The 23,106-nt window shown below is 63.3% G+C and carries 19 protein-coding genes and 1 pseudogene; 10 read left to right on the plus strand and 10 right to left on the minus strand.

Annotated elements, in window-relative coordinates; translation table 11 throughout:
- Positions 1 to 88 precede the first annotated feature (88 nt).
- On the plus strand, positions 89 to 421 hold the full coding sequence (locus tag ACP7B7_RS19080; protein WP_308924734.1) for an apolipophorin: 333 nt from the start codon (positions 89 to 91) through the stop codon (positions 419 to 421).
- Between the two features lie 43 nt (positions 422 to 464).
- On the opposite strand, the gene ACP7B7_RS19085 is transcribed toward ACP7B7_RS19080, so the two are convergent.
- From ACP7B7_RS19085 to ACP7B7_RS19100, 4 genes are all read right to left on the minus strand, one after another.
- Positions 465 to 2,528 carry a tetratricopeptide repeat-containing diguanylate cyclase gene (locus ACP7B7_RS19085; RefSeq protein WP_426077713.1) on the minus strand — a complete coding sequence of 688 codons (2,064 nt, stop codon included), beginning with the start codon at positions 2,526 to 2,528 and terminating at the stop codon, positions 465 to 467.
- Positions 2,529 to 2,637: 109 nt separating this feature from the next.
- Positions 2,638 to 4,386 carry an ABC transporter ATP-binding protein gene (locus tag ACP7B7_RS19090; RefSeq protein ID WP_426077778.1) on the minus strand — a complete coding sequence of 583 codons (1,749 nt, stop codon included), beginning with the start codon at positions 4,384 to 4,386 and terminating at the stop codon, positions 2,638 to 2,640.
- A 43-nt stretch (positions 4,387 to 4,429) separates the two neighbouring features.
- The gene (locus tag ACP7B7_RS19095; RefSeq protein WP_308924736.1) at positions 4,430 to 6,181 is read right to left on the minus strand and encodes an ATP-binding cassette domain-containing protein; all 1,752 of its coding nucleotides are present in this window, start codon (positions 6,179 to 6,181) and stop codon (positions 4,430 to 4,432) included.
- A 205-nt stretch (positions 6,182 to 6,386) separates the two neighbouring features.
- A complete protein-coding gene (locus ACP7B7_RS19100) occupies positions 6,387 to 7,118 on the minus strand; it encodes a phasin family protein (protein ID WP_426077714.1) in 732 nt (243 codons plus the stop codon).
- A 343-nt stretch (positions 7,119 to 7,461) separates the two neighbouring features.
- Here ACP7B7_RS19100 and ACP7B7_RS19105 point away from each other — a divergent pair, with 343 nt between their 5' ends.
- From ACP7B7_RS19105 to ACP7B7_RS19115, 3 genes are read left to right on the plus strand one after another with little or no spacing between them, the layout of a single operon-like run.
- On the plus strand, positions 7,462 to 8,736 hold the full coding sequence (locus tag ACP7B7_RS19105; protein WP_426077715.1) for an amidohydrolase family protein: 1,275 nt from the start codon (positions 7,462 to 7,464) through the stop codon (positions 8,734 to 8,736).
- Between the two features lie 36 nt (positions 8,737 to 8,772).
- Positions 8,773 to 9,291: a GNAT family N-acetyltransferase gene (locus tag ACP7B7_RS19110; protein WP_308924739.1), complete on the plus strand. Its 519-nt coding sequence runs from the start codon at positions 8,773 to 8,775 to the stop codon at positions 9,289 to 9,291.
- A gap of 5 nt (positions 9,292 to 9,296) precedes the next feature.
- Positions 9,297 to 9,848 (plus strand): GNAT family N-acetyltransferase, encoded by a 552-nt coding sequence (locus ACP7B7_RS19115; protein ID WP_426077716.1) that lies wholly within the window; start codon positions 9,297 to 9,299, stop codon positions 9,846 to 9,848.
- 85 nt (positions 9,849 to 9,933) lie between these two features.
- Here the strand turns inward: ACP7B7_RS19115 and ACP7B7_RS19120 are convergent, their stop codons facing one another.
- Complete coding sequence (locus ACP7B7_RS19120) at positions 9,934 to 11,073, minus strand: helix-turn-helix transcriptional regulator (RefSeq protein WP_426077717.1); 1,140 nt, start codon at positions 11,071 to 11,073, stop codon at positions 9,934 to 9,936.
- A 319-nt stretch (positions 11,074 to 11,392) separates the two neighbouring features.
- On the opposite strand from ACP7B7_RS19120, the gene ACP7B7_RS19125 reads away from it, so the two are divergent.
- A complete protein-coding gene (locus ACP7B7_RS19125; protein ID WP_426077718.1) occupies positions 11,393 to 12,499 on the plus strand; it encodes a hypothetical protein in 1,107 nt (368 codons plus the stop codon).
- 381 nt (positions 12,500 to 12,880) lie between these two features.
- Here the strand turns inward: ACP7B7_RS19125 and ACP7B7_RS19130 are convergent, their stop codons facing one another.
- The 5 genes from ACP7B7_RS19130 to ACP7B7_RS19150 form a co-directional block, all read right to left on the minus strand.
- Complete coding sequence (locus ACP7B7_RS19130; RefSeq protein WP_426077719.1) at positions 12,881 to 14,125, minus strand: ROK family transcriptional regulator; 1,245 nt, start codon at positions 14,123 to 14,125, stop codon at positions 12,881 to 12,883.
- Between the two features lie 101 nt (positions 14,126 to 14,226).
- Entirely contained in the window at positions 14,227 to 14,682 is a 456-nt protein-coding gene (locus ACP7B7_RS19135; RefSeq protein WP_426077720.1) for an RbsD/FucU family protein, read from the minus strand.
- Entirely contained in the window at positions 14,675 to 15,472 is a 798-nt protein-coding gene (locus tag ACP7B7_RS19140; RefSeq protein WP_426077721.1) for an ATP-binding cassette domain-containing protein, read from the minus strand. The genes ACP7B7_RS19135 and ACP7B7_RS19140 overlap by 8 nt, the downstream gene beginning before the upstream one ends.
- Positions 15,472 to 16,431, minus strand: coding sequence for an ABC transporter permease (locus ACP7B7_RS19145; RefSeq protein WP_426077722.1), 960 nt, complete (start codon positions 16,429 to 16,431; stop codon positions 15,472 to 15,474). The genes ACP7B7_RS19140 and ACP7B7_RS19145 overlap by 1 nt, the downstream gene beginning before the upstream one ends.
- A 95-nt stretch (positions 16,432 to 16,526) precedes the next feature.
- Positions 16,527 to 17,519 (minus strand): sugar ABC transporter substrate-binding protein, encoded by a 993-nt coding sequence (locus ACP7B7_RS19150; protein ID WP_426077723.1) that lies wholly within the window; start codon positions 17,517 to 17,519, stop codon positions 16,527 to 16,529.
- Between the two features lie 304 nt (positions 17,520 to 17,823).
- Here ACP7B7_RS19150 and ACP7B7_RS19155 point away from each other — a divergent pair, with 304 nt between their 5' ends.
- The 5 genes and pseudogenes from ACP7B7_RS19155 to ACP7B7_RS19175 all read left to right on the plus strand — a co-directional run.
- A complete protein-coding gene (locus ACP7B7_RS19155; protein ID WP_308924746.1) occupies positions 17,824 to 19,086 on the plus strand; it encodes an ABC transporter substrate-binding protein in 1,263 nt (420 codons plus the stop codon).
- A 122-nt stretch (positions 19,087 to 19,208) separates the two neighbouring features.
- Complete coding sequence (locus tag ACP7B7_RS19160; RefSeq protein WP_308924747.1) at positions 19,209 to 20,099, plus strand: carbohydrate ABC transporter permease; 891 nt, start codon at positions 19,209 to 19,211, stop codon at positions 20,097 to 20,099.
- Positions 20,087 to 20,914 carry a carbohydrate ABC transporter permease gene (locus ACP7B7_RS19165; RefSeq protein ID WP_308924748.1) on the plus strand — a complete coding sequence of 276 codons (828 nt, stop codon included), beginning with the start codon at positions 20,087 to 20,089 and terminating at the stop codon, positions 20,912 to 20,914. The genes ACP7B7_RS19160 and ACP7B7_RS19165 overlap by 13 nt, the downstream gene beginning before the upstream one ends.
- Before the next feature lie 16 nt (positions 20,915 to 20,930).
- Positions 20,931 to 21,965, plus strand: coding sequence for an NAD(P)-dependent alcohol dehydrogenase (locus ACP7B7_RS19170; protein ID WP_308924749.1), 1,035 nt, complete (start codon positions 20,931 to 20,933; stop codon positions 21,963 to 21,965).
- Positions 21,966 to 21,989: 24 nt separating this feature from the next.
- Positions 21,990 to 23,087 (plus strand): annotated as a pseudogene (locus ACP7B7_RS19175) (ABC transporter ATP-binding protein); the annotation flags it as partial.
- Between the last annotated feature and the right edge of the window lie 19 nt (positions 23,088 to 23,106).

A 23,106-nucleotide genomic window follows, 5' to 3' on the forward strand; every position in this document is an offset into this window, starting at 1 on the left:
TATGTGCGTTGGCGTACGCTGGAAAAGAATTCCCGGGTGTATATTACAGACTGATCTGTTTGTTTTGATAACAATGAAAGGGAATATCATGAAAGCAACTAAACACCTGATGACGATGTGTGCCGCCGGCATGATGGTCGTGGCGCTGGCCGCTTGCCAGAAGAAGGATGACATGTCGACCAAGGGCCCTGCCGAGACGGCTGGCGCGCAAATCGACGCCACCGCCGCCAAGGCCGAAGCCGATATCAAGGCCGCCGCCGCCAACGCCGATGCCAAGATGAGCCAGGCCGCCGCCGATACCAACGCCAAGATGGACCAGGTCGGCGCTGACGCCAGCGCGAAAATGAATGAAGCGGCAGACGCGGTCGGCAAGAAAGTCGAACGCGCGGGCGAAAAGATGCAAGAGTCCGCCAAAAACTAAGCTTTGATACGATGGCCGGCATGCCCGGCCATCGTGGCTGCGCTCAGGCGGCCGCGCGCGGCTGCCCGTTCTGCGGTCCCGGCACCACATTCAAGTCGACCACGCCGTCGCGCCAGGCGCGTTCCAGGTCTTGCTCCACCACTTCCAGGGTCGTGCCTTCCATTTGCTGAAATCCCCGCACGCCATACGCGCGGTTGCGTCCGTGCGCCTTGGCCAGGTACAGCGCCATGTCGACCAGGTTGACGCTGCGCTCCCAGGACAGCGGCTGGCCCAGCGGCGCCAGGGGGTAGGGCGCAAAGCCGATCGACACGTGGACATGGATGGCCTGGCCCTGGTAGACCACGCCTTGCGCCGCGATGCCGTCCAGTACTCTTGCCGCGATATGGTCCAGGCTGCCGCGCGTGACGGATGGCAGGAAGGCGAGGAACTCTTCGCCGCCCCAGCGCACGATCATGTCGGTTTCGCGCAACACCTCATGCAGGGTGGCGGCGATGGTGGTCAGCACCAGGTCGCCCGCCGCATGGCCGTACTCATCGTTGATCTGCTTGAAATGGTCGACATCGAGCAGGAACATGGCGCCCACCAGGTCGCTGTCCTTCTGCACGCCAGGCGCCGGCGGCGCGCCCGCGTGGCGGCGCATGAAGTCCTGGAAGTGGCGCCGGTTGTACAGGGCGGTGAGGGGGTCGCGGGAACTCTGGTGCGCCAGTTCCTGGTTCTTTTCCTTCAACCGCACATTCGCGTGGCGCACCTTGCGGTACAGCAGGCCGACGATGACGGCCGCCAGCGCCATCACCAGCGCCAGCAGCCACCACACGCGCTGTTGCAGGCGCCGGTTGTCCAGTTCGGCGCTCTTGACCTGGTTTTCACGGCTCAGCAGTTCAATCTGGCGCTGCTTTTTTTCCGTCTGGTATTTTTCCTGCAATTCATACACGGCTTTTTGCCGCTGCTGTTCGAACAGCTGGCTGGAAATCTTGCGTTCGCGGTGATAGGCCGTCACGGCGCCCTTCATGTCGCCGGCTTTTTCCAGCGCCATGCCGTATTCCAGCAGCACCGCTTGCAGGTCGGGCTTGTTGTCCATCAGATCGTAATAGGCCAGCCCGGTTTCCACGCTGCGCTTGCCTTCCTCGTGGCGGCCCAGGCCGATCAGGGCCTGGCCGATATTCAGGCGCGCCGTCGCTTGCACGTCGTCATTGCGCACCAGGCGCGCAGCGGCGATGGCCTCGTTGGCGTAGCTCAGGGCGCGCTGGAAATCGCCTTGCTTCAGGTAGCTGTCCGACAGGTTGACGAGGGTGGTCGCCACCATGGTCCTGGCACCCAGCTGGCGCTCCAGCGCCAGCGCTTCGAGCAGGGCGCGCTGGCCGCGGCGTGGCTGGCTGGCGTCCAGCGCCAGGCCGTACTCGGTATTCTTTGCCTGCGCCAGGCGCCCGGGCGACTCCAGCTTGCCGGCCACGGCCAGCAATTCGTCGAGCACCTTGAATCCCTTGTCATAGTCGCGCATCTGCGTGTACAGCAGGGTCAGGGCATTCAAGGCGGCCGCCAGTGTGGCGGGCGACTTGCTCAGGCGCGCCAGGTCGACCGCCGTCTGCAACTTGGCCAGCGCGGGCGGAAAATTGCCTTCCTCGGCCCACGACTGGCCGGCGCTGATGGTGGCCTGCACGCGCACTTGCAAGTCGTCGGTACGGTTGGCGATGGTTTCCGCCTCGAAGGCGAACAAATGGGAGGCGCGCCGCTCGCTCAGGGCAAAACTGATATACGCCTTGCTGAGCATGGCCTTGGCCAGCGCCACGTCATTCTTGTGCCTGGTGGCATCCAGAATCAGGTCTTCGGTCAGCTGCAGGGCAATATCGTTCTGCCCCAGCCGCATATGGGCATTGCTGAGCTGGGTGATATATTCGGCGCGCAGCGCCAGCGGCGCACTGAAGGCCTCGATTTCGATCTCTTTCAGGTGCTGCAGGGCGCGTTCCGGCACGAAGCGGCCTTCCTCGCGCAAGGCGTCCAGCCGCTGCTGCAAATGGGGGCTGGCACCAGCGGCCACGGGCAGCAGGCAGCCCAGCGCCAGCAGCCACCGTGCTGCGCGCCGGCTGCCTTGCCGTGCTGACCAATTCATTCTGCCTGCCAATGCCCGCTCCCGACTCGCTACTTGTTTGCAAGTAATTATATTCTGTTGCAATCAAGAAATTCCGAGCGCTCTCTACATTTTGCGCAAAGTGCACACTTTATTGTGCCAGTTGTTGCAACAGATAAAGACGCTGGTACAAGCCGCCTTCCAACTGCATCAGCCGCTCGTGCGGCCCCGCTTCCGTGATGCGGCCGTGGTTCAGCACGATGATGGTGTCGGCGTCGCGGATGGTCGACAGCCGGTGCGCAATCGCGATGATGGTGACCTTGCCGCGCAATTCGTTCAGTGCCAGCTGCACGATCTGTTCGGTCTGGCTGTCGATGCGCGAAGTGGCTTCGTCCAGCAGCAGGATGCGCGGCTGGCCGGCCAGCGCGCGGGCAATCGCGATCAGCTGCTTCTGGCCCGACGACAGCCGCGAGCCGCCTTCGCCCAGCGGCGTGTCGTAGCCGTGTTCCAGCGCGGCGATGAAGTCGTGCGCATGCGCCGCGCGCGCCGCCTGCTCGATCTGCGCCTGGCTGTAGCCGCGGCCCATGTCGATGTTTTCGCGCGCCGACGCGGCCAGCAGGAAGGGGTCTTGCGGCACCAGCCCCACGTCGGCGCGGAAGCGCTCGTTGTCGATGGCGTCCAGGGCCATGCCGTTGATGGCGATGCGGCCTTGCGCCACCGGGTAAAAGCGCAGCAGCAGGGACAGCAGGGTGGACTTGCCGCTGCCCGTGTGGCCGACGATGCCGAAGAAGGCGCCTTGCGGTATCGTCAGTGACAGGTCGTGCAGCACCGGCTGGTTTTCCACGTAGGCGAATGTCAGGTGCTCGATGGCCACCGCCGGCGTGCCGGCGGTGGGGGCGATGGCGCCTGTGCCGGCGGCCTTGCCCGGCGCATGTTCCAGCGCCTGGCGCTCGTCGAGCAGGGCCGAGACGCGGGCGGTGGCCACCACCGACTGCTGCAGCTGGCTGAACTGCATGGTGATCTGGATCAGCGGCTCGATCACGCGCGCGATATAACTGATGAACGCATACAGCACGCCCACTTCCACGGCGCCCATCTCGCGCTGGCCGAAGCTGAAGATGACCACCGCCAGCAGCACGATATTGAGCATGTCGAGCGCGGGGCGCAGCAGCCAGGCGTTGGCGCGCAGTTCGTGCATGCGCGCCGCGTAATGGTCCTGGTTGATGCCGGCAAAGCGCTGGCCGAAGCGGCGCTCGGCATTGTTCGCCTGCAGCACGCTCATGCCGCCGATCGATTCGGCGATCTGGCCGTTGATCTCGCTGCGCAGGGCGCGCGCACGGGTCACGGCCGGCGCGCTCCAGCGCTGGTACAGGAAGACGATCACCAGCACCGCCGGCAGCAGCGCCAGCACGATCAGCATCAGCCGCCAGTCGAGAAAAGCCATGGCGGCCATGGTGCCGATCAGGACGATGGAGCTGTCGAGGATCACGAACAGCACCTGCACGTACAAGGACTTCACGGCCTCGGTGTCGTTGGTGACGCGGCTGACCAGCTGGCCCGTGATGGCGCGGTCGAAGAACGCCATCGGCAGGCGCAGCACGTGCTGGTACACGGTTACACGCAGGCGCTGCACCGAGCGCATCGCCAGGCCCGACAAACGCACCAGCTGCAGGTAGCGCAGGCCGGAGGCGATCCAGCCCGTCAGCAGACAGCCGCCCAGCAGCAGCGACATGCGGGTCCAGTCCAGGTTGCGCGGCAGCAGGTGCTGGTCGATCAGGGCCTTGCCCAGGATCGGGCCCGTCACTTCCAGCGCGGCGGCGATGATCAGCCAGAAGGTGGCCCAGTACAGGTGACGCAGGTCGGGCGCGGCGGCGCGGCGCAACAGGCCGATCGCCTGCATCGCCTGGCGGCGCACATTGTCCTGCGGGTTGGCTTGCACGGTGTCAGTTGGCGTCAAGGCTGGCCTCCAGTTGTTGATAGCGCCACTGGCTGGCATACCAGCCATCGTGCTGCAGCAGTTGTTCGTGGTTGCCCGCTTCCGTGATGCGCCCGTCGCGCAGGACCAGGATCAGGTCGGCGTTGACGACGGCGCTCAGGCGGTGGCTGGCGATAATGGCGCTGCGCTCGGGGCGTGCGCGCCGCAGTGTTTCCAGGTGCTGCAGGATGCGCGTCTCGGTGCCCGTGTCGACGGCCGACAGGGCGTCGTCCAGCAGCAGCAGGTCGTTGTCGGCCAACAGGGCCCGGGCGATCGCCACGCGCTGGCGCTGGCCACCAGACAAGGTAATGCCTTTTTCACCGACATGGGTTTCATAGCCGTCGGGGAACTGCAGAATATCGGTGTGGATGTCGGCCAGTTCGGCCGCATGTTCCACTTCGGCGCGCGTGGCGCCGGGGCGGGCCAGCGCGATATTGTCGGCGATCGTCGCCGAAAACAAAAACGATTCCTGCGGAACCCAGCTGATCGCCGCGCGCAGCGCATGCAGGGTATAGTCGGCCAGCGGCTGCCCGCTCCAGGTGGCCTGGCCTGATTGCGGCGTGACCTGGCGCAGCAGCACGCGCAGCAGGGTCGACTTGCCGCTGCCGGTGGGGCCCACCAGGCCCAGGGTCTGGCCCGGTTCCAGCCGCAGCGCGATGTCGGCCAGCGCGGGCGTGGTCTGGCCCGCATAGGCAAAGCCGACCTGCTCCAGCAGCAAGGGGCCGGGTGGCAGCGTGGCGATGGTGCCGTGGTCGTCGATGGCCAGCGGCGCGTCCAGCATCGGCTGCAGGCGCTGCCAGGCGGCGCGGCCCCGTTCGATCAGCGACAGCACCCAGCCGGCCGCGAACATTGGCCAGATCAGCTGGCCCAGGTACATGGAAAAACTGGTCAGCGCGCCGATGGTCAATTGATCGTGCCAGACCAGGTAGCCGCCCAGGCCCAGGGTCAGGGCGGTGGCGGCGGTCAGGGTCAGGCCGACGGCCGGTTCATACGCCGCTTCCCAGCGCTGCGCCGTCAGGCTGGCGTTGGCCGCGTGGCCGGCCAGGGTGGAAAACTGCGCGCTGCTGCGCTGTTCCAGGCCCAGCGCGCGCAAGGTGCGCACGCCCGACAAGGACTCCTGCACATGGTCGTTCAGCGCCGAAAAACGTTGCAGCGAATCGGTCGATGCCGTATGGATATGGCTGGAAATGCGCCAGAAGGCCAGTCCCATCAGCGGAAAGGGCAACAGGGCGATGCAGGCCAGGCGCCAGTCCACGCCCAGCAGCATGATGCCCAGTACCATGAGCAAGGTCAGGGTGCCGTCGAAGCCGGCCAGCATCGCTTCGCCGGCCGCCATTTCGATGGCGTCGATATCATTGGTGGCCAGCGCCATCAGGTCGCCCGTGCGCTGGCCCTGGTAGAACGAGGCACCCTGCTGCGACATGCGCGTGTAGAAACGCGTGCGCAGCATCACGCCCAGCTGATAGGCGGCCTTGAACAGGGTGATGCGCCAGCCCACGCGCAGGAAATAGATGGCCACGCCGACCGCGAGCAGGGTCAGCAATTCCAGCCACAGCTGGGACATGCTCATCTGGTGGGCGGCCAGCGCGTCGATGATGGCGCCGATGCGGCGCGGTATCCAGACGGTCAATGTGGCCACGCCGGTCAGCATGACGGCGGCGGCGGCGTAGGCCGGCCAATGCTGGCGCACGAAGCCGGCGATGAGCCTCGATAAACTCATGGTTACCTTTGTCTTGTGTTGGTTTGTTAGCGGGGTGTCGCGGGGCGGACGGAAGAGGCGCGCGGACGGAAAGTTCGCACAGGATACAACAAGGCGGGAAAACGCGCTGCGCGCCAAGGCGCATGTAGCGTGCAAAAAACACAACAAAAGCGCGCAAAAAACGGGCCGTAGCCCGTTGCGGTCCTGCACCAGGGTTGACTGGTGACTACTTGCGCTTGCCTTTCGGCGCAGGCTGGACCACGGCCTTGCTGGGGCCGCCTTGCTTGACGGCCGGTTTGCTGCTTGCCGGTGCCGGCGCCGCCTTGGCCGTGGCTTTCACGGCGGCAGGCGCTTTGGCGGGCGCTGCTGCGATGGCGGCCGGCGCCGAGGCGGCGATCGGCAAGGTGGCGGCCAGTGGCAATGGCGCTGGCGCGGCCGCTTCCGGCTCGGCGACGGGGGCCAGGAGGGCGGCCGGGGCCGGGGCTGGTTCCGGGACCGGGACCGGGACCGGGACCGGTTCAGGAGCGGGCGCTGCGACGGCGGCGGGCACCTCGACGATGGCCTCCACCTCGACCTGTGCCGGCGCGCTCGCGGGCGCGGCCGCTGCTGCTGCCAGCGGGCTGGCGCCAGCGATACTCGCCTTGGCCGCTTCCAGCAATTGCGCCTGGGTGCCGGAGGCGATGCCGAACAGCTGGCGGCTGTAGGCCAGCACGCTCTCGATGCCGGGCTGGGCCTGGCTGGTGCTGTAGCTGAGGAATTCACGCGCATCGTGCGCCGCCAGCAGGTGCTGCGCCGTGTCCGCCGTCCTGGCGATGGCGGCCTTGCTCGCATCGAGGTGAAGGGCGATGATTTTTTCGGCGCCATCGAAGGCCTGATGGCTCAGGGTATTGAAAAGTTGCAACTGCGTTTCCCATTGCGATTTCGCCGCGCTGGATAACTGTTCTGGAAGCGGAAACATATTTACTCCTTGGTCCGGATTAAAATGCTGGCAAAACGCTGGTCACATCCTGTCCGCGTTTTGTAGAGTTTTGATGATGATTAAGCGTTGTGCCTGCCTGTTTTGATGCAACGCAATATGAATATTCTAGCGGTGATTCGTGTTGGTTGAAAGCTATTTCGAATGGTGCGGTGGCCGTGCCACATGACTATCCATCGGCTTTTGCCTTATTCAGGGATATTTGCGGCCGCGCAAGATGCTTGTTTTATGTTTATGCTGTTGCCTTGGTTTTAATTTATATTCGTGCAGTGCAACATCGTGCTCTGCCGCCGCCTCATCCCGCCACTCTCTTGCCAGGAAAACCATGGACCTCGTTATCCGCAACGCCAGCCTGCCCGATGGGCGCAAGTCGATCGATATCGCCATCGAGCATGGCCGCATCGCCGCCGTCGGGCCCGCCTTGCCCATCACGGGCGGGCGCGAAATCGATGCGCAGGGCGACCTCGTCACGCCGCCGTTCGTCGACGCCCACTTCCATATGGACGCCACGCTCAGCTACGGCCTGCCGCGCGTCAACGCGTCCGGCACCTTGCTGGAGGGCATCGCGCTATGGGGCGAGCTGAAGCCCGAGCTGACCCAGCAGGCGCTGGTCGAGCGCGCGTTGCAGTATTGCGACTGGGCCGTGGCGCGCGGCCTGCTGGCCATCCGTTCCCACGTCGACATCTGCGATCCGCGCCTGCTGGCCGTCGAAGCGCTGCTCGACGTCAAACGCCAGGTGGCGCCGTATCTGGACCTGCAGCTGGTGGCGTTTCCGCAGGACGGCATCCTGCGCAGCCCGAACGCCTTCGATAACCTGAAACGGGCGATCGCCATGGGTGTCGACGTGGTCGGCGGCATCCCGCATTTCGAGCGCACCATGGCCGACGGCGCCGAGTCGGTGCGCCTGCTGTGCGAATACGCCTGCGAGCAGGGGCTGATGGTCGACATGCATTGCGACGAATCGGACGACCCGCTGTCGCGCCATATCGAAACCCTGGCCTTCCACGCGCAGCGCCTCGGCATGCAGGGCCGGGTGACGGGCTCGCACCTCACCTCCATGCACTCGATGGACAATTATTATGTGAGCAAGCTGCTGCCCCTGATCCGCGAAGCGGGCGTGGCGGCGATCGCCAACCCGCTCATCAACATCACCCTGCAGGGCCGCCACGACAGCTATCCGAAACGGCGCGGCATGACGCGCGTGCCCGAGATGCTGGCCGCCGGCATTCCGGTCGCCTTCGGCCACGACTGCGTGATGGACCCGTGGTACAGCCTGGGTTCGGGCGACATGCTGGAAGTGGCGCACATGGGCCTGCACGTGGCGCAGATGACTGGCCAGCAAGCCATGCACGACTGCTTCCTGGCGGTGACCGAAACGCCGGCCACCATCCTGGGCCTGGACGGTTACGGCATCGCGCCCGGCTGCCATGCCGACCTGGTGATCCTCGATTGCGGCTCCACCGTGGAAGCGCTGCGCCTGCGCGCGGCACGCCGGCTGGTGCTGCGCCGCGGGCAGGTCATCAGCGAGTCGCCGCGCGCCGGCGCTAGATTGCAACTGCCGGGCCGGCCCGAAACGGTCAACTTCCGCCTGGGGCGCTGATACAATCGGCCATGACTTGTTATCGGGAGCAGCACCTTGAAAGAAATTGAACTCCGCCCGGCCGTCGAGGCCGACTTCGACGCCATGTGGGCCATCTTCCAGGTCCTGGTGGCCGCCGGCGACACCTATACCTTCGATGCCGGCGCCACGCGCGAGGACTGCCACGCCTACTGGTTCGGCCCCGGCGTGCAAAGCTTCGTTGCCGTGATGGGCAGCGAGCGCCTGCTGGGCATGTACAAGCTGGTGGCCAACCAGATTGGCCACGGCAACCATGTGGCCAATGCCTCCTTCATGGTCGACCCGGCCGCGCAGGGCGTGGGCGTGGGCCGCATGATGGGCGTGCACTGCATGCAGGAAGCGCGCCGCGCCGGTTTCCTGGCGATGCAGTTCAACTTTGTCGTCAGCACCAACCTGGCCGCCGTCACCTTGTGGAAAAAGCTGGGCTTTACGGTGGTCGGCACCCTGCCGATGGCGTATCGCCACGCGCAACTGGGCTATGTGGACGCGTATGTGATGTACCAGCTGCTCAGCGATCCGATGCAGTGGCCGGCATGATGATCATGGAAACACCGCGTTTGCGGCTGCGCACCGCCAGCGTCGGCGATGCGGCATTTTTCCTCGGCCTGGTCAACGAGCCGACGTGGCTGGCCACCATCGGCGACCGCCACATCCATACGGTGGACGCCGCCCGCGCGGCGCTGGAGCAGGGCCCGATCACGCAGCAGCGCGAGCTGGGCTACTCCTTCTACATCGTCGAACACCGCGCTGACGGCGTGGCGATCGGCATGTGCGGCCTGATCAAGCGCGCCACCATGCCCGGCCCCGATATCGGCTACGCCCTGCTGCCCGCGTATTGCGGCCAGGGCCTGGCCTGGGAAGCGGCATCCGGCGTGCTGCGCCATGCACGCGAGGTGCTGCGCCTGCCTGCGGTGTATGGCCTGGTGTCGCCGCAGAACCAGCCCTCGATCAATCTGATCAACAAGCTCGGTTTGCGCTTCGAACGTTTTTCGCGCCAGCCCATCGCTGGCAAGGATATCAATATCTATCGCAAGAGTTTTTTTAGTTCCTGCATGCTGTGGGGAACACCAAATATTGAAGGGATAAGGCGCTGAGAAGGATGTAGATGTCCACAAGTAAAAGGAAGTTATCCTCTCGAAAGCATATTTTCGATTTGCAAAAGATGGCTGGCCCACCGCATCAGCAATGCCGATGCTGCGAATGAGCGATAAAATACGCCGGGCTCGATAACACCAAGGCCATCAAGTCTACTTGGCGATGGGTGCCCGTCTTGTTGAAAATGCTTTTCAGCTGGCTGCGTACTGTATGGATTGAGGTGTCGCGACCTGAAGCAGCCTCTTCCAAGGTATTGCCCGCACATAGCGCGACGACCAATTCTGATTCGGCAACAGTCAGCGAAAACAGGCGTGCTACCATTTTCGCCGTGGCCTGTGGGATGCTCATTGAGTCATAAATAAACAAGATGGCCGCGCCGCGCAGGCCCGAAGCGACTGGCAGGACCGGCGTGATCATCAGTGTCAGGGATGGCAATCGATGGCGCGGAACAATTACCACCCCCGGGACGGCGTTGTCGCTGCCGCGGCTTGCGCTCACGGCGACTATCACCTCCAGGTTAATTTGCTTCGTCAGTGCCAAATTATTGGTACAAAGATGGCGCTCCTCCATCCAGAACCACGTTCGCTGGTCAAGCATCGCCTTTGCCGCCTGATTGTGATATGCGACGCAGCCGGACTCATCAAACATAATTGATGGCATGGCAAGGATATCAAGACCGGCAGTGAACAAGCTCTGTCCGATCTGCAGTTCAATGAAGCGCTGACGCATTTGCACAGCACGCTGCAAGTGGACGATAATACGGTTGAAAACATCGAGCTCAACTTGACTAAACGGCGGCTGAAGTCGTGAGCGTTGCATCACGACTTGTGTGCACCATACTCCTTCCTTCAGAACGATTGCTCCGGCTGCGCAGGCAATCCCTTGAGGCATAACCCACTCGCGAAAGAAACGGGTACTGGTATAGTCCGCAGCGGACAGGTGAACATTCGTAGCATAAAATTTGGCAATATCTGATGTGGCAAGGTGACTTGCGAGCATGTCTTCTTTGCCAAATTCAATCGCATAGTTCTCAAGCCATCGGCGCTCCATGCCCCTCTGCCACATACCCTTTGAATCACCATTCAGGATGTTGTGTGTAAAGAGCATGGCCGCCTTCAGTTCAAATGTATCGACAAGCTTGTCGATACATTGCTGGAACCCCGCAGCGGACGTCACGGCATCATAGATGGTACCAACAACAGCATCAAAGTCTATAGCTTGCATATGGCACCATTGCTATTCTGGGGTTGTTAAATATACACTTTTAACGCCATCATGTGGGTATTCTTTCCATGTTCTTCAGCCGTTCTGCCTTGGCGTTCCAGGCTCCCGTTTATCTTGCGGTATTCGACCTGGCCTTGCGCCTGCCTGCGACCAGTCAGGACGTGCATGTGCGATCTGGACAAGCCCGATAAGTGCCAAGTCCGCAAACATCTCGGCTGCCAGTGATTATTGAACGACATACCCCATTTACGGGACGAGATTCTAAAAATTTGTCATTAAAGTAGCCTATCGAAATTTATTTTAGACTGCGAACAAGACCATGCGCTCACACTCTACGCTTGCCTTCCTGCTCTCCCTCGGGCTGGGATTGAATATGACCGGATGCGGCGGTGGAGCCGGTACCGGTAGCACGTCATCGCCAACGGTGACCTCGCCGGCCACGCCGGCAGCGGGGCGCATCGCGCAGATCGACTATATCGCCGAAGCCGCGGACCGTTCGGATCTGTTCGCGACATCGAGCGGGCTATATCTACGCAAGAATTCTGAGAATGGGATGGATACAATCGAAAAATATGAAGTAAGTTCCGGCACCGCCGGTTGGCTGAGTAGAGCACTCTCAGTCACCGGGGCGGTCTTCGCGCCGCCCCTCAATGGGGCCACCGCTGGCTCGGACGTCTATTGGGCAGGTTTTGACCGTTCCACGGTCAGGAATATGTTTGGATTCGCCAATATCAAGGGCATCGACGACATCGGTATCGAAGCCATTGTTCCCGCCGGCGCACGCAGCACCAGTGCGCTAAACTGGGTCATTACCTTATCCGGTGACGTCTGGCTCAAATCGACAAGCAGCAGCGCCAGCAATGCAAAAGCCAGCTATCGTCTGATAGCGCAAACGAAGATGGCCTATTTGGGTGAAACCGCCGCCGCGTCGATGGACGATGATGTCGTGCTGTTCGCCAGCAGCGGCAGCGACCTAGTGCGCGTGACACCGCAGGGCCAGGTCACCAGTTGGACACTCCCCGGCCGCATTACCGTCATCAAGGCAGGATTGGGCTCGATCTGGGTAGGCGCTGGTAACACCATTTACCGGCTCAACAACGATTCGCTGTCCACCTATGCCCAAGTAAGCGGGGGAATTTCTGCTGTTCTGGGGCCGTTGTTCTGCCTCAGCAAGAACGACATCTTCACCTCGCATGGTATGGCGTATATGGACATCGATAGCGGACCCGCGCCGACTCCGCGCTCTTACCTTAGCACCTCGGAAGTGGGCCTGTCCGCGACCGATTTGGGTAAACTGCAATCCTTGAAAGGCGGGATGGGTGCCTCCGGCGTTTTTTGTGGTGACACATTGAACCAGGAAGTGTATGCGTACGCTCTCGATTTGCAGACATCAAAGCAAATGATAGTGAAGATCATTCCAATCTGAAACCAATCGCCGCGTATTGCTCAGCACTGAGCGGAGTGATTTGCGTTTGAAAACGGGCATGCCCGCATTCGGTACCGGTTCGAATTCGCCGCAACTGGCGGACGGCACTGCTTACGCCATTTGCAAACGTGCTCGCAATCCATGGCTGTCCCCTTTCATGCCACTCGTCCTGCCTTCATGCAATCACCCTGTTTTTTCCTCAAATGACCGCTTGAAAAGTACCACAAGCCACCGGCAGGTTGTTGGTGTTGAAGTTGAAGCCTCGCGAGCCGGACTAGTTTGTTCAGGTGGTTCTGTCGCATTGGCGCTCGTCGGCAGGCCGATCAGGTAAACCGAGGTGTTCAAGATCAAGAGCGCCTGGGGAGCAACGCGACAGAGCCTTTACTTGAGGAACAGGTCGCGGTCCGGCGCGAAATGCGCGTACAGGGGGAGGAAGGCGCCGCCGACGGCCCGCGCGTCGGAGCCGACGGTGCCGCCGAGCACCTGCGGCCGGGCGATGCCCTCCCAGCTATAGCATTCCAGCGCGCGTTCGACCTGGGCCAGCAACTGATCGAGCAGGCCGCGGTCGAAGGAGCCGTCGATAATCACCCCCTCCAGGTCGAGCAGGCAGGTGGCGCTGTTGATGCTCAGCGCAATCGCCCGCGCCGCGTCGTCGAGCCAGGCCGCGGTGTGCGTGACGAACGGTTCCTGCAGCGCGCGCCCGTCGTGGGCGGCGGCCGGGTCCAGCCCGGCCAGGGTGAACAATTGCTCGAGGTTGAACAGGGAGGCGTCGCCCAGCAACTGGCCCGGCGGGTTTTTGGCGCCGGGCGTGGCCATGCCGAGCGGCAAGGAGCCGACCGCGCCGGCGTTGCCGTGCAGGCCGCCGTGCAAATGGCTGTTGATGACCAGGCCGCCGCCGATAAAGATGTCGACGAAGACGTACAGGAAGTTCTTGATGCTGCGCCCGCGCCCGAGCACCAGTTCGGCGACGCAGGCGGCGGACGTGTCCTTGGCGAACTCGACCGGCAACGCCGTCATCGCCTGCACGCGCTGGCGGATGTCGATGTGGTCCCACTCGTTGGCTTGCTCCGGCGCCATCTCGAGCAGATTCTGCCAGCCGCCCAGGCCCAGCGGCGCGGCGATGCCGACGCCGCACAGGCGCGGCAGCAACTTCGGTCCCAGCCGCGCGGCCATGCTGTGCAGCGCCGACGCGATCTGGCCGAACACGGTGTCGGCGACGGGAAATGGATAGGACAGCGACAGGCGCTCGCGCGTCTTGCCGACGAAGTCGACCAGCAACACGTCGAGGCTGCGCCGGCCGATCTTGATGCCGATCGAGAAGGCGCCGTCCGGATTGAGCATGATCGGCACCGACGGCTGGCCGACCTTGCCGCGCACCGGCGCGCGCTTGCTGACCAGGCCCTCCCCGAGCAGGCGGTTGATGATCAGGGAAACCGTTTGCGTGCTCAGGTTGGTCAGCCGGGCCAGGTCGGCCTTGGGCATGCTGCCGTGCAAGCGCACCGCCTGCAGCACCACCCGCTCGTTGAACTGGCTCATGCCCATCTGGTTCGAGCCGCGCGGCTGCAGCCATTGAACATCGTCGATGGCCGCCGGCGGCGCGGACGATACGGTAAAGCTGTCTGACATGGTGGGGGTGGGTCCGATTTCTACAGGCGTAAGAAGGATATTTTATTACAGATCCGACGCCCCGCCAGTGAAACAGGTGTAAAGCGCGCAGCCAGCCGGAATCAGGCCGCCAGCGCCTCGCTGATCACGCCCTTCTTGAACAGGAAATTGGCGTACGGTTGCATTTCGCCGGTCTGCACGATGGCGTAGGCGCCCTTGACGCGTTCGTAAAAGGCGAAGCGCTCGACCGCCTCGCATTGCGCCGGCGTGGCGGCGCCGGTGGCGGCGATCTGCTCGAGCATGGTGCGCTGCAGCGCCGACAGATAGCCGTCGGCGGTGTTGCATACCTTCATGAAGGCAACCGGCTGGTCGACCATGGCGTCGAGCGGAAACACCGACAGCAGCGCCGCGCTGGCGCGCTGCAGGTCGATGCCGGGCAGGCGCACCAGCGGCTTGCCCTGGCCCAAAGTCTGGCTGGTGAAGTTGGCGTCGACCAGCACGATTTCCTCGCCATGCCCCATTTCGCACAGGATCTTCAGCAATTCCGGGCTGAGCAGCGGATCGATTCCCTTAAGCATGGGCTTCCTCCGGAAAGTCTTCGGCGCTCTTCGCGCCCGTCATCACCGCCACCGTGTCGGACATGCTGATGTGCTTCGGGTCGAGGACGGCGACGCGCTTGCCCAGGCGCTGGACGTGGATGCGGTCGGCGATCTCGAACACGTGCGGCATGTTGTGGCTGATCAAGATCACCGGCAGGCCGCGGTCGCGCACATTGCGTATCAGTTCCAGCACCATATTGCCCTCCTTTACGCCGAGCGCGGCAGTTGGTTCGTCGAGGATCACGACGTGCTTGGCAAACGCCGTGCTGCGCGCCACGGCCACGCCCTGGCGCTGGCCGCCCGACAGGGTGCCGACGGCTTGCTTCATCGAACGGATGCCGATCTTCAAATCGCGCATATGGGCTTCCGCTTCGGCCAGCATGCGCTTCTTGTCGATCAGGCGCAGGAACCGTGACAGCATGCCCTTGCGCAGCAGTTCGCGGCCGAGGAACAGGTTCTCGGCGATCGTCATGGCGGGCGCCACCGCCAGGTCCTGGTACACCGTTTCGATGCCGTAGCGGCGGGCGTCGATCGGCGACTTGAGATGAACCGGCTTGCCGTCAAGCAGCATCTCGCCCGCGTCGGGTACCAGGGCGCCCGACAGGGCCTTGATCAGCGAGGACTTGCCGGCGCCGTTGTCGCCGATCACGGCGAGTATCTCGCCCGGCAGCAAATCAAAATCGGTGCCGTCGAGGGCGGTCACGCTGCCGTAGCGCTTGACCAGGCCGCGGGCCTGGAATACGGGTTGTACATGTGTCGTCATGCTCATCAACCTTTCTTGTGTGTCAGTTGATCGGTTGCCACTGCCAGAATGACCAGGATGCCCGTCACCAGGATCTGGTACACCGAGGACACGCCCATCAAGGTCAGGCCGTTGCGGAACACGCCGACGATCAGCACGCCGACCAGGGTGCCCATGATCGAACCGCGCCCGCCGAACAGGCTGGTGCCGCCGAGCACGACCGCGGTGATGCTGTCGAGGTTGTCGGTCTGGCCGCCCTGCGGGTCGCCCACGCCCATGCGCGCCACCGACATCAGCGCGGCGATGCCGTAGCACATCCCGGCGATCATGTAGACGCCCAGCAGCACTTTATTCGTGGCGATGCCGGTCAGGCGGGCCGCCTCCGGATTGTTGCCGACGGCATAGAGGTGGCGGCCGGGCGCCGTCTCGCGCAGGTACAGCCAGGTCAGCACGTACATGCCCAGCATCAGCACGGTGCCGTAGGTGAAGGTGGCCTGGCCGAGCTGGAAGGTGTTGCCGAAAAAACCCATCGCTTCCGGCAGGCCGGTGACGGTCTGGGCCTGCGAGTACAACTGCGTGACGGCGAAGGCAATGTTCATCGTGCCCAGCGTGACGATAAACGCCGGCAGCTTGATCGAGGTGACCAGCGCGCCGTTGATGAAGCCGATCAGCACGGTGACGGCGATGCCGCACAATACCGCGAGATACGGGTTCATGCCGAGGTCGACGGCGAATTTGGTCATGATGACCGAGCCCAGCGCCATCGCCATGCCGCAGGACAGGTCGATGCCGGCGGTCAGGATGATCAGGGTCTGGCCGATGGCGATGATGCCGACGACCATGACCTGCTGCAAAATCAGGGAAAAATTCTGGCTGCTGAGGAAGCGGTCGCTTTGCGACGCGAAGAATGCGCAGGCGGCGAGCAGGGCAATGACCGGGCCCAGTTTCGAGAGTGGCGGCATAAATGTTGGAACGGTGGAACTCATCTGTTATCCATATTCAAGAGGGGAAAAGAGGGCGCGCAGGCGGCCGCGCGCCGGCAAGGCACGCAGCCTTGCCGAACGCGGCCGCCGGCGTGGGCTTATTTACCCCAGCAGGCGTTCAGGCCGAACGCCGTGTCGCGGCTCGCGACGCCCGGCTGCTGCTTGTCGCTGATCAGGGTGACGCCGGTGTCGACGTAGCCGCTGGCCTTCTTCCCGTTCTTGGCGTACTCGACGCCGGCTTCGACGCCCAGGCCCGCCATGTTCAGCGGATACTGCTGCGAGGTCGCCGCGATGACGCCTGCCTTGACGTCGCGCACGCCGGCGCAGCCGCCGTCGACCGAGACGATCATCACGTTCTTTTCCTTGCCCAGGGCCTTGAGCGCCTTGTAGGCACCGGCGGCGGCCGGTTCGTTGATGGTGTACACCAGATTGATGTCAGGATTTTTCTGCAGGCAGTTTTCCATCGCCGTCTGGCCCTTGCCCTGGTCGCCGAAGCTGTCGGCCATGCACACCACGTCGGCGGTTTTCGCCGGTGCGACCGTCTTGGCGCTGATGCCCGGCGCGCCGAAACCGGCCAGGAAACCGTTGTGGCGGGCAATCCCCACCGGATGGCCCGGGAACAGGTCCAGCATGGCGATCTTGGCAGGCTTGCCGGCGAAGGCCGCCTTGGCGTACTGGCCGATCAGCGTGCCGGCCTTGTAGTTGTCGGTGGCGAACAGCGCGTCGGTCGCGTCCTGCGGCTCGGTCGGGCTGTCGAGGGCAATCACCAGCACGCCGGCGGCACGCGCCTTCTTGATGGCCGGCACGATGGCTTTCGAATCGCTGGGGGTGATCATGATCGCCTTGGCGCCGGCGGCCACCATGTTTTCAATCGCCGTGACCTGGCCGGCGTTGTCGCCATCGGCGCGTCCGGCCGCCGTCAACAGCTTGGCGCCTTTCAGTTTTGCGCGTTGCTGCGCGCCTTCCTTCATCTTCACGAAGAAGGGGTTGGTATCGGTCTTGGTGATCAGGCCGACGATCGGTTCTTCGGCCATGGCGGCGCCGCCGGCTGCCGTCAGGATAGCCAGCGCGATGCATTGTTTGACGTTCATTGTGTTGTCTCCAGAATCTCTTGTTTTTTACCGGGAGGGCGAGTGCCTCGGCCTGGGGGCGGCCGCCAAGTGGCGGTACCCGAGGCAAATATACTCTCGGTTAATTGATAAATCAAGCGGATTTATATATTGTTCTGGCCGAAAAATATCAGTACGGCGCGGCCGGCATGGAGGTCGTCTTGCTGAAAAATAGTATTTGAAAACTGGCCGCTTTTGCAGTGGTGGCGGGCCGTCTTTGTTTTTATAGTGGTGTCACCGGTGGAAAACCGCCGGACTATAAAAATGGAGACGTGTTATGAAAATCATGACTGCTATCGCATGGGGCGCCCTCATGTCCGCCGGGTTTGCCGACGCCTCGGCGCAAAGCTGCAAGGTGCCCGTGCTCAAGGTACTGGCGCAAAAAAGCCTGGGCCTCACCGTGATGGAAAAGACCCTGGCCGATTATGAAAAGGCCAGCGGCACCAAGGTGCAAATCAGCTATTTCGGCGAGAACGACCGCCGCTCCAAGGCCAGGCTCGACGCTTCCACCAAGGCCGGCTCCTACCAGGTGTATTACATCGACGAAGCCAATGTGGCCGAATTTGCCACCGCCGGCTGGGTGGTGCCACTGCTCAAATACCTGCCGAAAGAGGCCGACTACGACGATTTCCTGCCGGGCCGCCGCGCCGTCGCTTCGTACAACGGCGTGGCCTATTTCGCACCGCTGATCGGCGGCAGCGACTTCCTGTTCTACCGCCGCGACCTGCTGGAAAAGGCCGGCATCGCCGTGCCGAAGACGCTCGACGAACTGGTGGCGGCAGTGAAAAAAATGCATAGTCCTCCGAGTGTTTATGGCTGGGCCGCGCGTGGCCAGCGCGGCTCGGGCATGAATGTCTGGCGCTGGGCGCCGTTCATGCTCGCTGCCGGCGGCAAGTGGGAAAACAATGGCGTACCAAGCTTCAATTCGGCGCAGGCCGTGAAAGCCACCATCCTCTATCGCGACCTGTTCAAGTACGCGCCGCCCGGTGGCGCCACCTATGACTGGAGCAATGCGCTCGAAGCGTTCAGGTCGGGCAAGGTCGCCTTCATGATCGAGTCGACGCCGTTCGCCGACTGGATGGAAGACCCGAAAAAATCCTCGGTGGTCGACAAGGTCGGCTATGTGCGCCCGCCGGCGCCGCTGGCCTCGGCCGCCTACGGCCACGGCCTGGCCATTTCCACCTCGGGCGCGAAAGACGAATGCACGCGCCAGGCAGCCGGCAAGTTCATCGCGTTTGCCACCGGCAAGGAGCAGGAACAGGCGCGCCTGAAGGACAACGTCTTCAGCGACTACAACCGCAGCAGCACCATCAACAGCGACTACTTCCGCAAGCACGTCAAGCCGCAGATCCAGGCCGGCCTGACCGACACCACGCCGGTCTCGCGCGTCACCATCTGGCCTAGCCCCGAGTGGCCGGACATTGGCGACAACCTGGGCGTGGTGCTGGAAGAAGTGTTTACCGGCACCCGCGGCGACGTGCAAAGCGCGCTCGACGAGGCGAACGAGTATGCGACCGATGTGATGGCGCGGGCGAAGAAGCGTAAATAAGCCGATAGCGCTGACGATCCCCAGCAGCTGAAATCAGGGGGCAGACCCGGCGGGTCTGACCCCAGCTCTTGCGTTTGTGCTAAAGCCAGCGCTTGCATCTTCTCGCCTGAAAGTCACCACTTATGCCGCACTCCATCCGAAAAAAACGCCATACCTGGCTGCCAGCGGTGTTCCTCACGCTGCCGCTGCTGGTATTGCTGGTGCTGGGCCTGGTGCCCACCATTGCCGCCATCAACCTGGCCCTGCAAAACCGCGTGCTGCGCTACCGCGACAGCGAATACGTGGGGCTGGCCAATTTCATTCGCCTGTTTGGCGACCGCCGCTTCATGAACGCCGTGCAGGTCTCGGCCGTGTGGGAAGTGGTGACCGTCGCCGGTTCGCTGATTGTCGGCGTGCTGCTGGCCGTGTTCCTGTTCGAAAAAGTGAAGGGCCGCACGCGTGACGTGATCGCGCTGCTGCTGATCGTGCCGGTGCTGCTGCCGCGCGTGTCGGCCGCGTTTATCTGGAAGTTCATGTACTCGCCGCTGATGGGCATCCTCAACTGGATGCTCGAATGCGTGGGCCTGGGCGGCACGGCGCTGCTGTCCGATCCGGCCACGGCGCTGTATGCGGTGGCGCTGGTCGATATCTGGCAGTGGGGCCTGTTCTTCGGCGCCGTGATCCTGAAACTGCTGGAAACGCTGCCGCCCGAACCGCTGGAGGCGGCCCGCCTCGATTACGCGTCTACCTTGCAGGTATATGCGTATATCGCGCTGCCCATGCTCAAGGTGCCGATCATGAGCCTGGTGTTCATCAAGATGGTCGAGTCGCTGCGTTCGTTCGACCTGATCTACGTGATGACCAAGGGCGGCCCCGGCATCGCCACCGAAACGCTGGACATGTATGCGTATGCGCAGGGGATCGGCCTGATGGGCAAGATCTCGTATGCGTCCAGCATGGCCGTGCTGATGATGATCGCCACCACCATCATCTTTACCTTGCTGTGGAAACGGGTCGCCAAATGGGAAAACTGACTTTGACGCGCGGCGCGGACCGCGTTGCCACCACCGCCATCACGACCGCCATCGTGCTGGTGGCGCTGTTCCCCATCCTGTGGGCCGTGCTCAATTCCTTCAAGGATCTGATGGACATCGTCACGCCGGTGCCGCGCTTTATCTTCAGCCCGACCCTGGCCAATTACCGGCAGGTGCTGGCCAGCCCCGAAGTCCTCACGGGCCTGGGCAACAGCGTGGCCATCGTCGGCATCGCCGTGCTGCTCGGCGCCGTGCTGGGCGTGCCGGCCGCGTATGCGATCGCCCGCTATCCGGTGCCGGCCAAGAAGGATATCCAGTTCTTCCTGCTCTCGCTGCGCTTCCTGCCGCCGGTGGCCGTGGCGATACCGCTGATCTCGATCTGGATCGACCTGGGCCTGTACGACTCTCGCCTGTCGATGGTGGTGACGTATCTGCTGGTGACCCTGTCGACCATTATCTGGCTGTCGATTCCCGCCTTTGCGCGCATCCCGAAAGAGATCGAGGAAGCGGCCGCGCTGGACGGCTATGGCCCCTACCAGGTGTTCTGGAAGGTGGCCCTGCCGGTGGCCTCGAAAACCCTGATGGGCGGCATCGTCTTCAGCTTCGTGCTGGTCTGGAACGAACTGATGATCGCGCTGGCGCTGACGTCATCGAAAAGCGTGACCTTGCCGGTGATCGCCTCGGCCTTCACCTCGATGGGCCAGGAAGTGCCGTGGGGCGTGGTCAACGCCTCCACCGTGCTGCTGGCGCTGCCGCCGCTGCTGTTCGTCGGCATCCTGGGCCGGCTGCTCAACTCCATGCTCAAACACAAATAGACAAAGGACTTCAATCATGCAAGCTCTCGTACTGGAACAAGCGCATTCCATCACCCTGCGCGACATCGACATTGCCCTCGCCGTCGGTCCGCGCGACGTGAAAATCAAGATCCACACGGTCGGCATCTGCGGCAGCGACGTGCACTACTTCAAGCATGGCCGCATCGGTCCGTTCGCGGTCGAAGCGCCGATGGTGCTGGGCCATGAAGCGTCGGGCGTGGTGGCCGAAGTGGGGGCGGAAGTGACGCACCTGAAGGTGGGCGACCGCGTCTGCATGGAGCCGGGCGTGCCGCAGTTCGATTCGCCGGCCACCATGCGCGGCCTGTACAACCTGGACCCTGCCGTGCGCTTCTGGGCCACGCCGCCCATCCACGGTTGCCTCACGCCCTACGTGGTGCATCCGGCCGCGTTCACCTTCAAGCTGCCCGACAACGTCAGCTTCGGCGAAGGCGCCATCGTCGAACCATTGGCGATCGGCCTGCAGGCGGCCAAGAAGGCGGCCATCAAGCCGGGCGACGTGGCGGTGGTGATCGGCGCCGGCACCATCGGCGCGATGAATGCGCTGGCGGCGCTGGCGGGCGGCTGCTCGCGCGTGATCCTGGCCGACCTGGTGGCGGAAAAGCTGGCGCTGTTTGCCGACAATCCGGCCGTCACCACGGTCGACATACGCCAGGTGAACCTGGCGGACACGGTGCGCGAGCTGACCGGCGACTGGGGCGCCGATATCGTCTTCGAGGCCAGCGGCAGCATGCGCGCCTACGACAACATCATCGACCTGCTGTGCCCCAACGGCTGCCTGGTGCTGGTCGGCATGCCGCCCGATAAAGTCCCTTTTGACATTGTCGCCATCCAGGCCAAGGAAGTGCGCATCGAGTCGGTGTTCCGCTACGCGAACATCTTCCCGCGCGCGATCGCCTTGCTCGGCTCGGGCAAGATCGACGTCAAGCCTTTCATCTCGCGCACCTTCGGCTTTGCCGACGGCGTGCAGGCCTTCGACGAGGCGGCCAAGGCCTTGCCCGGCGACGTCAAGATACAGATAGAACTGGCCTGAGCCAGTCATCACGGAGACAATAATATGGCCAATATCGCCTGCAGGCAGCTGTACAAGACCTATGACCACAAGACGGCCGTGCTGCAGCCGTTCGACCTGGACATAGCCGACGGCGAATTCATCGTCCTGCTGGGGCCTTCGGGCTGCGGCAAATCGACCCTGCTGCGCATGATCGCGGGCCTGGAAGACATCAGCGGCGGCGAGCTGCATATCGCCGGCGCCGTCGTCAACGACCTGCCGGCGCGCGCGCGCAACGTGGCGATGGTGTTCCAGAACTACGCGCTGTACCCGCACATGACGGTGTACGACAATATCGCCTTCGGCCTGCGCCGCCTGAAGGTGCCGAACGACGAGATCGATCGCCGCGTGCGCGAGGTGGCGGCCATCCTCAGCCTCGATACGCTGCTGGAGCGCAAGCCGCGCGCCATGTCGGGCGGCCAGCAGCAGCGCACGGCGATCGCGCGCGCGATGATCAAGACGCCGCAGGTATTCCTGTTCGACGAACCGCTGTCGAACCTGGACGCCAAGCTGCGCGCGCAGCTGCGCGCCGATATCAAGCGATTGCACCGGCGCCTGCGCACCACCACTTTATACGTCACCCACGACCAGCTCGAAGCGATGACGCTGGCCGACCGCGTGGTGCTGATGAAGGGCGGCCATATCGAGCAGATCGGCACGCCGGCGGAACTCTACAACCATCCGCGCACCCTGTTTGCGGCCGGCTTTATCGGCACGCCGGCGATGAATTTCATCGATGGCGTGATCGAAAAAGAAGGGACTGACCCGGTGCTGGCGTGCGCCGGCCGGCGCTGGCGCTTGACCTCCAGCCGCTTTACCTCGCTGGTGGCCGGCACGAAGGTGGTGTTCGGCCTGCGCCCGAACCACTTGCGCACCGCCACCGCGCAGGACCGGCAGGAGGGCAGCACCAGCCACGGCCTGGACTGCACCATCGACCTGGTGGAATTGCTGGGCGCGGAAGCTTTGACCAGTTTCCAGTGCGGCGAGCTGACTTTATCGGCGCTGCTGCCGGCCAATGCCGCCAACAGCGTGGCGCAAATCGGACAGTCGCTGGCGCTGGCGTTTGACGAAGAACATATCCACCTGTTCGACGCCGAAAACGGCTTGGCGCTGGCGGCAAACC

The sequence above is a fragment of the Janthinobacterium sp. PSPC3-1 genome (assembly GCF_049896105.1).
Taxonomy (GTDB): Bacteria; Pseudomonadota; Gammaproteobacteria; order Burkholderiales; family Burkholderiaceae_D; genus Janthinobacterium.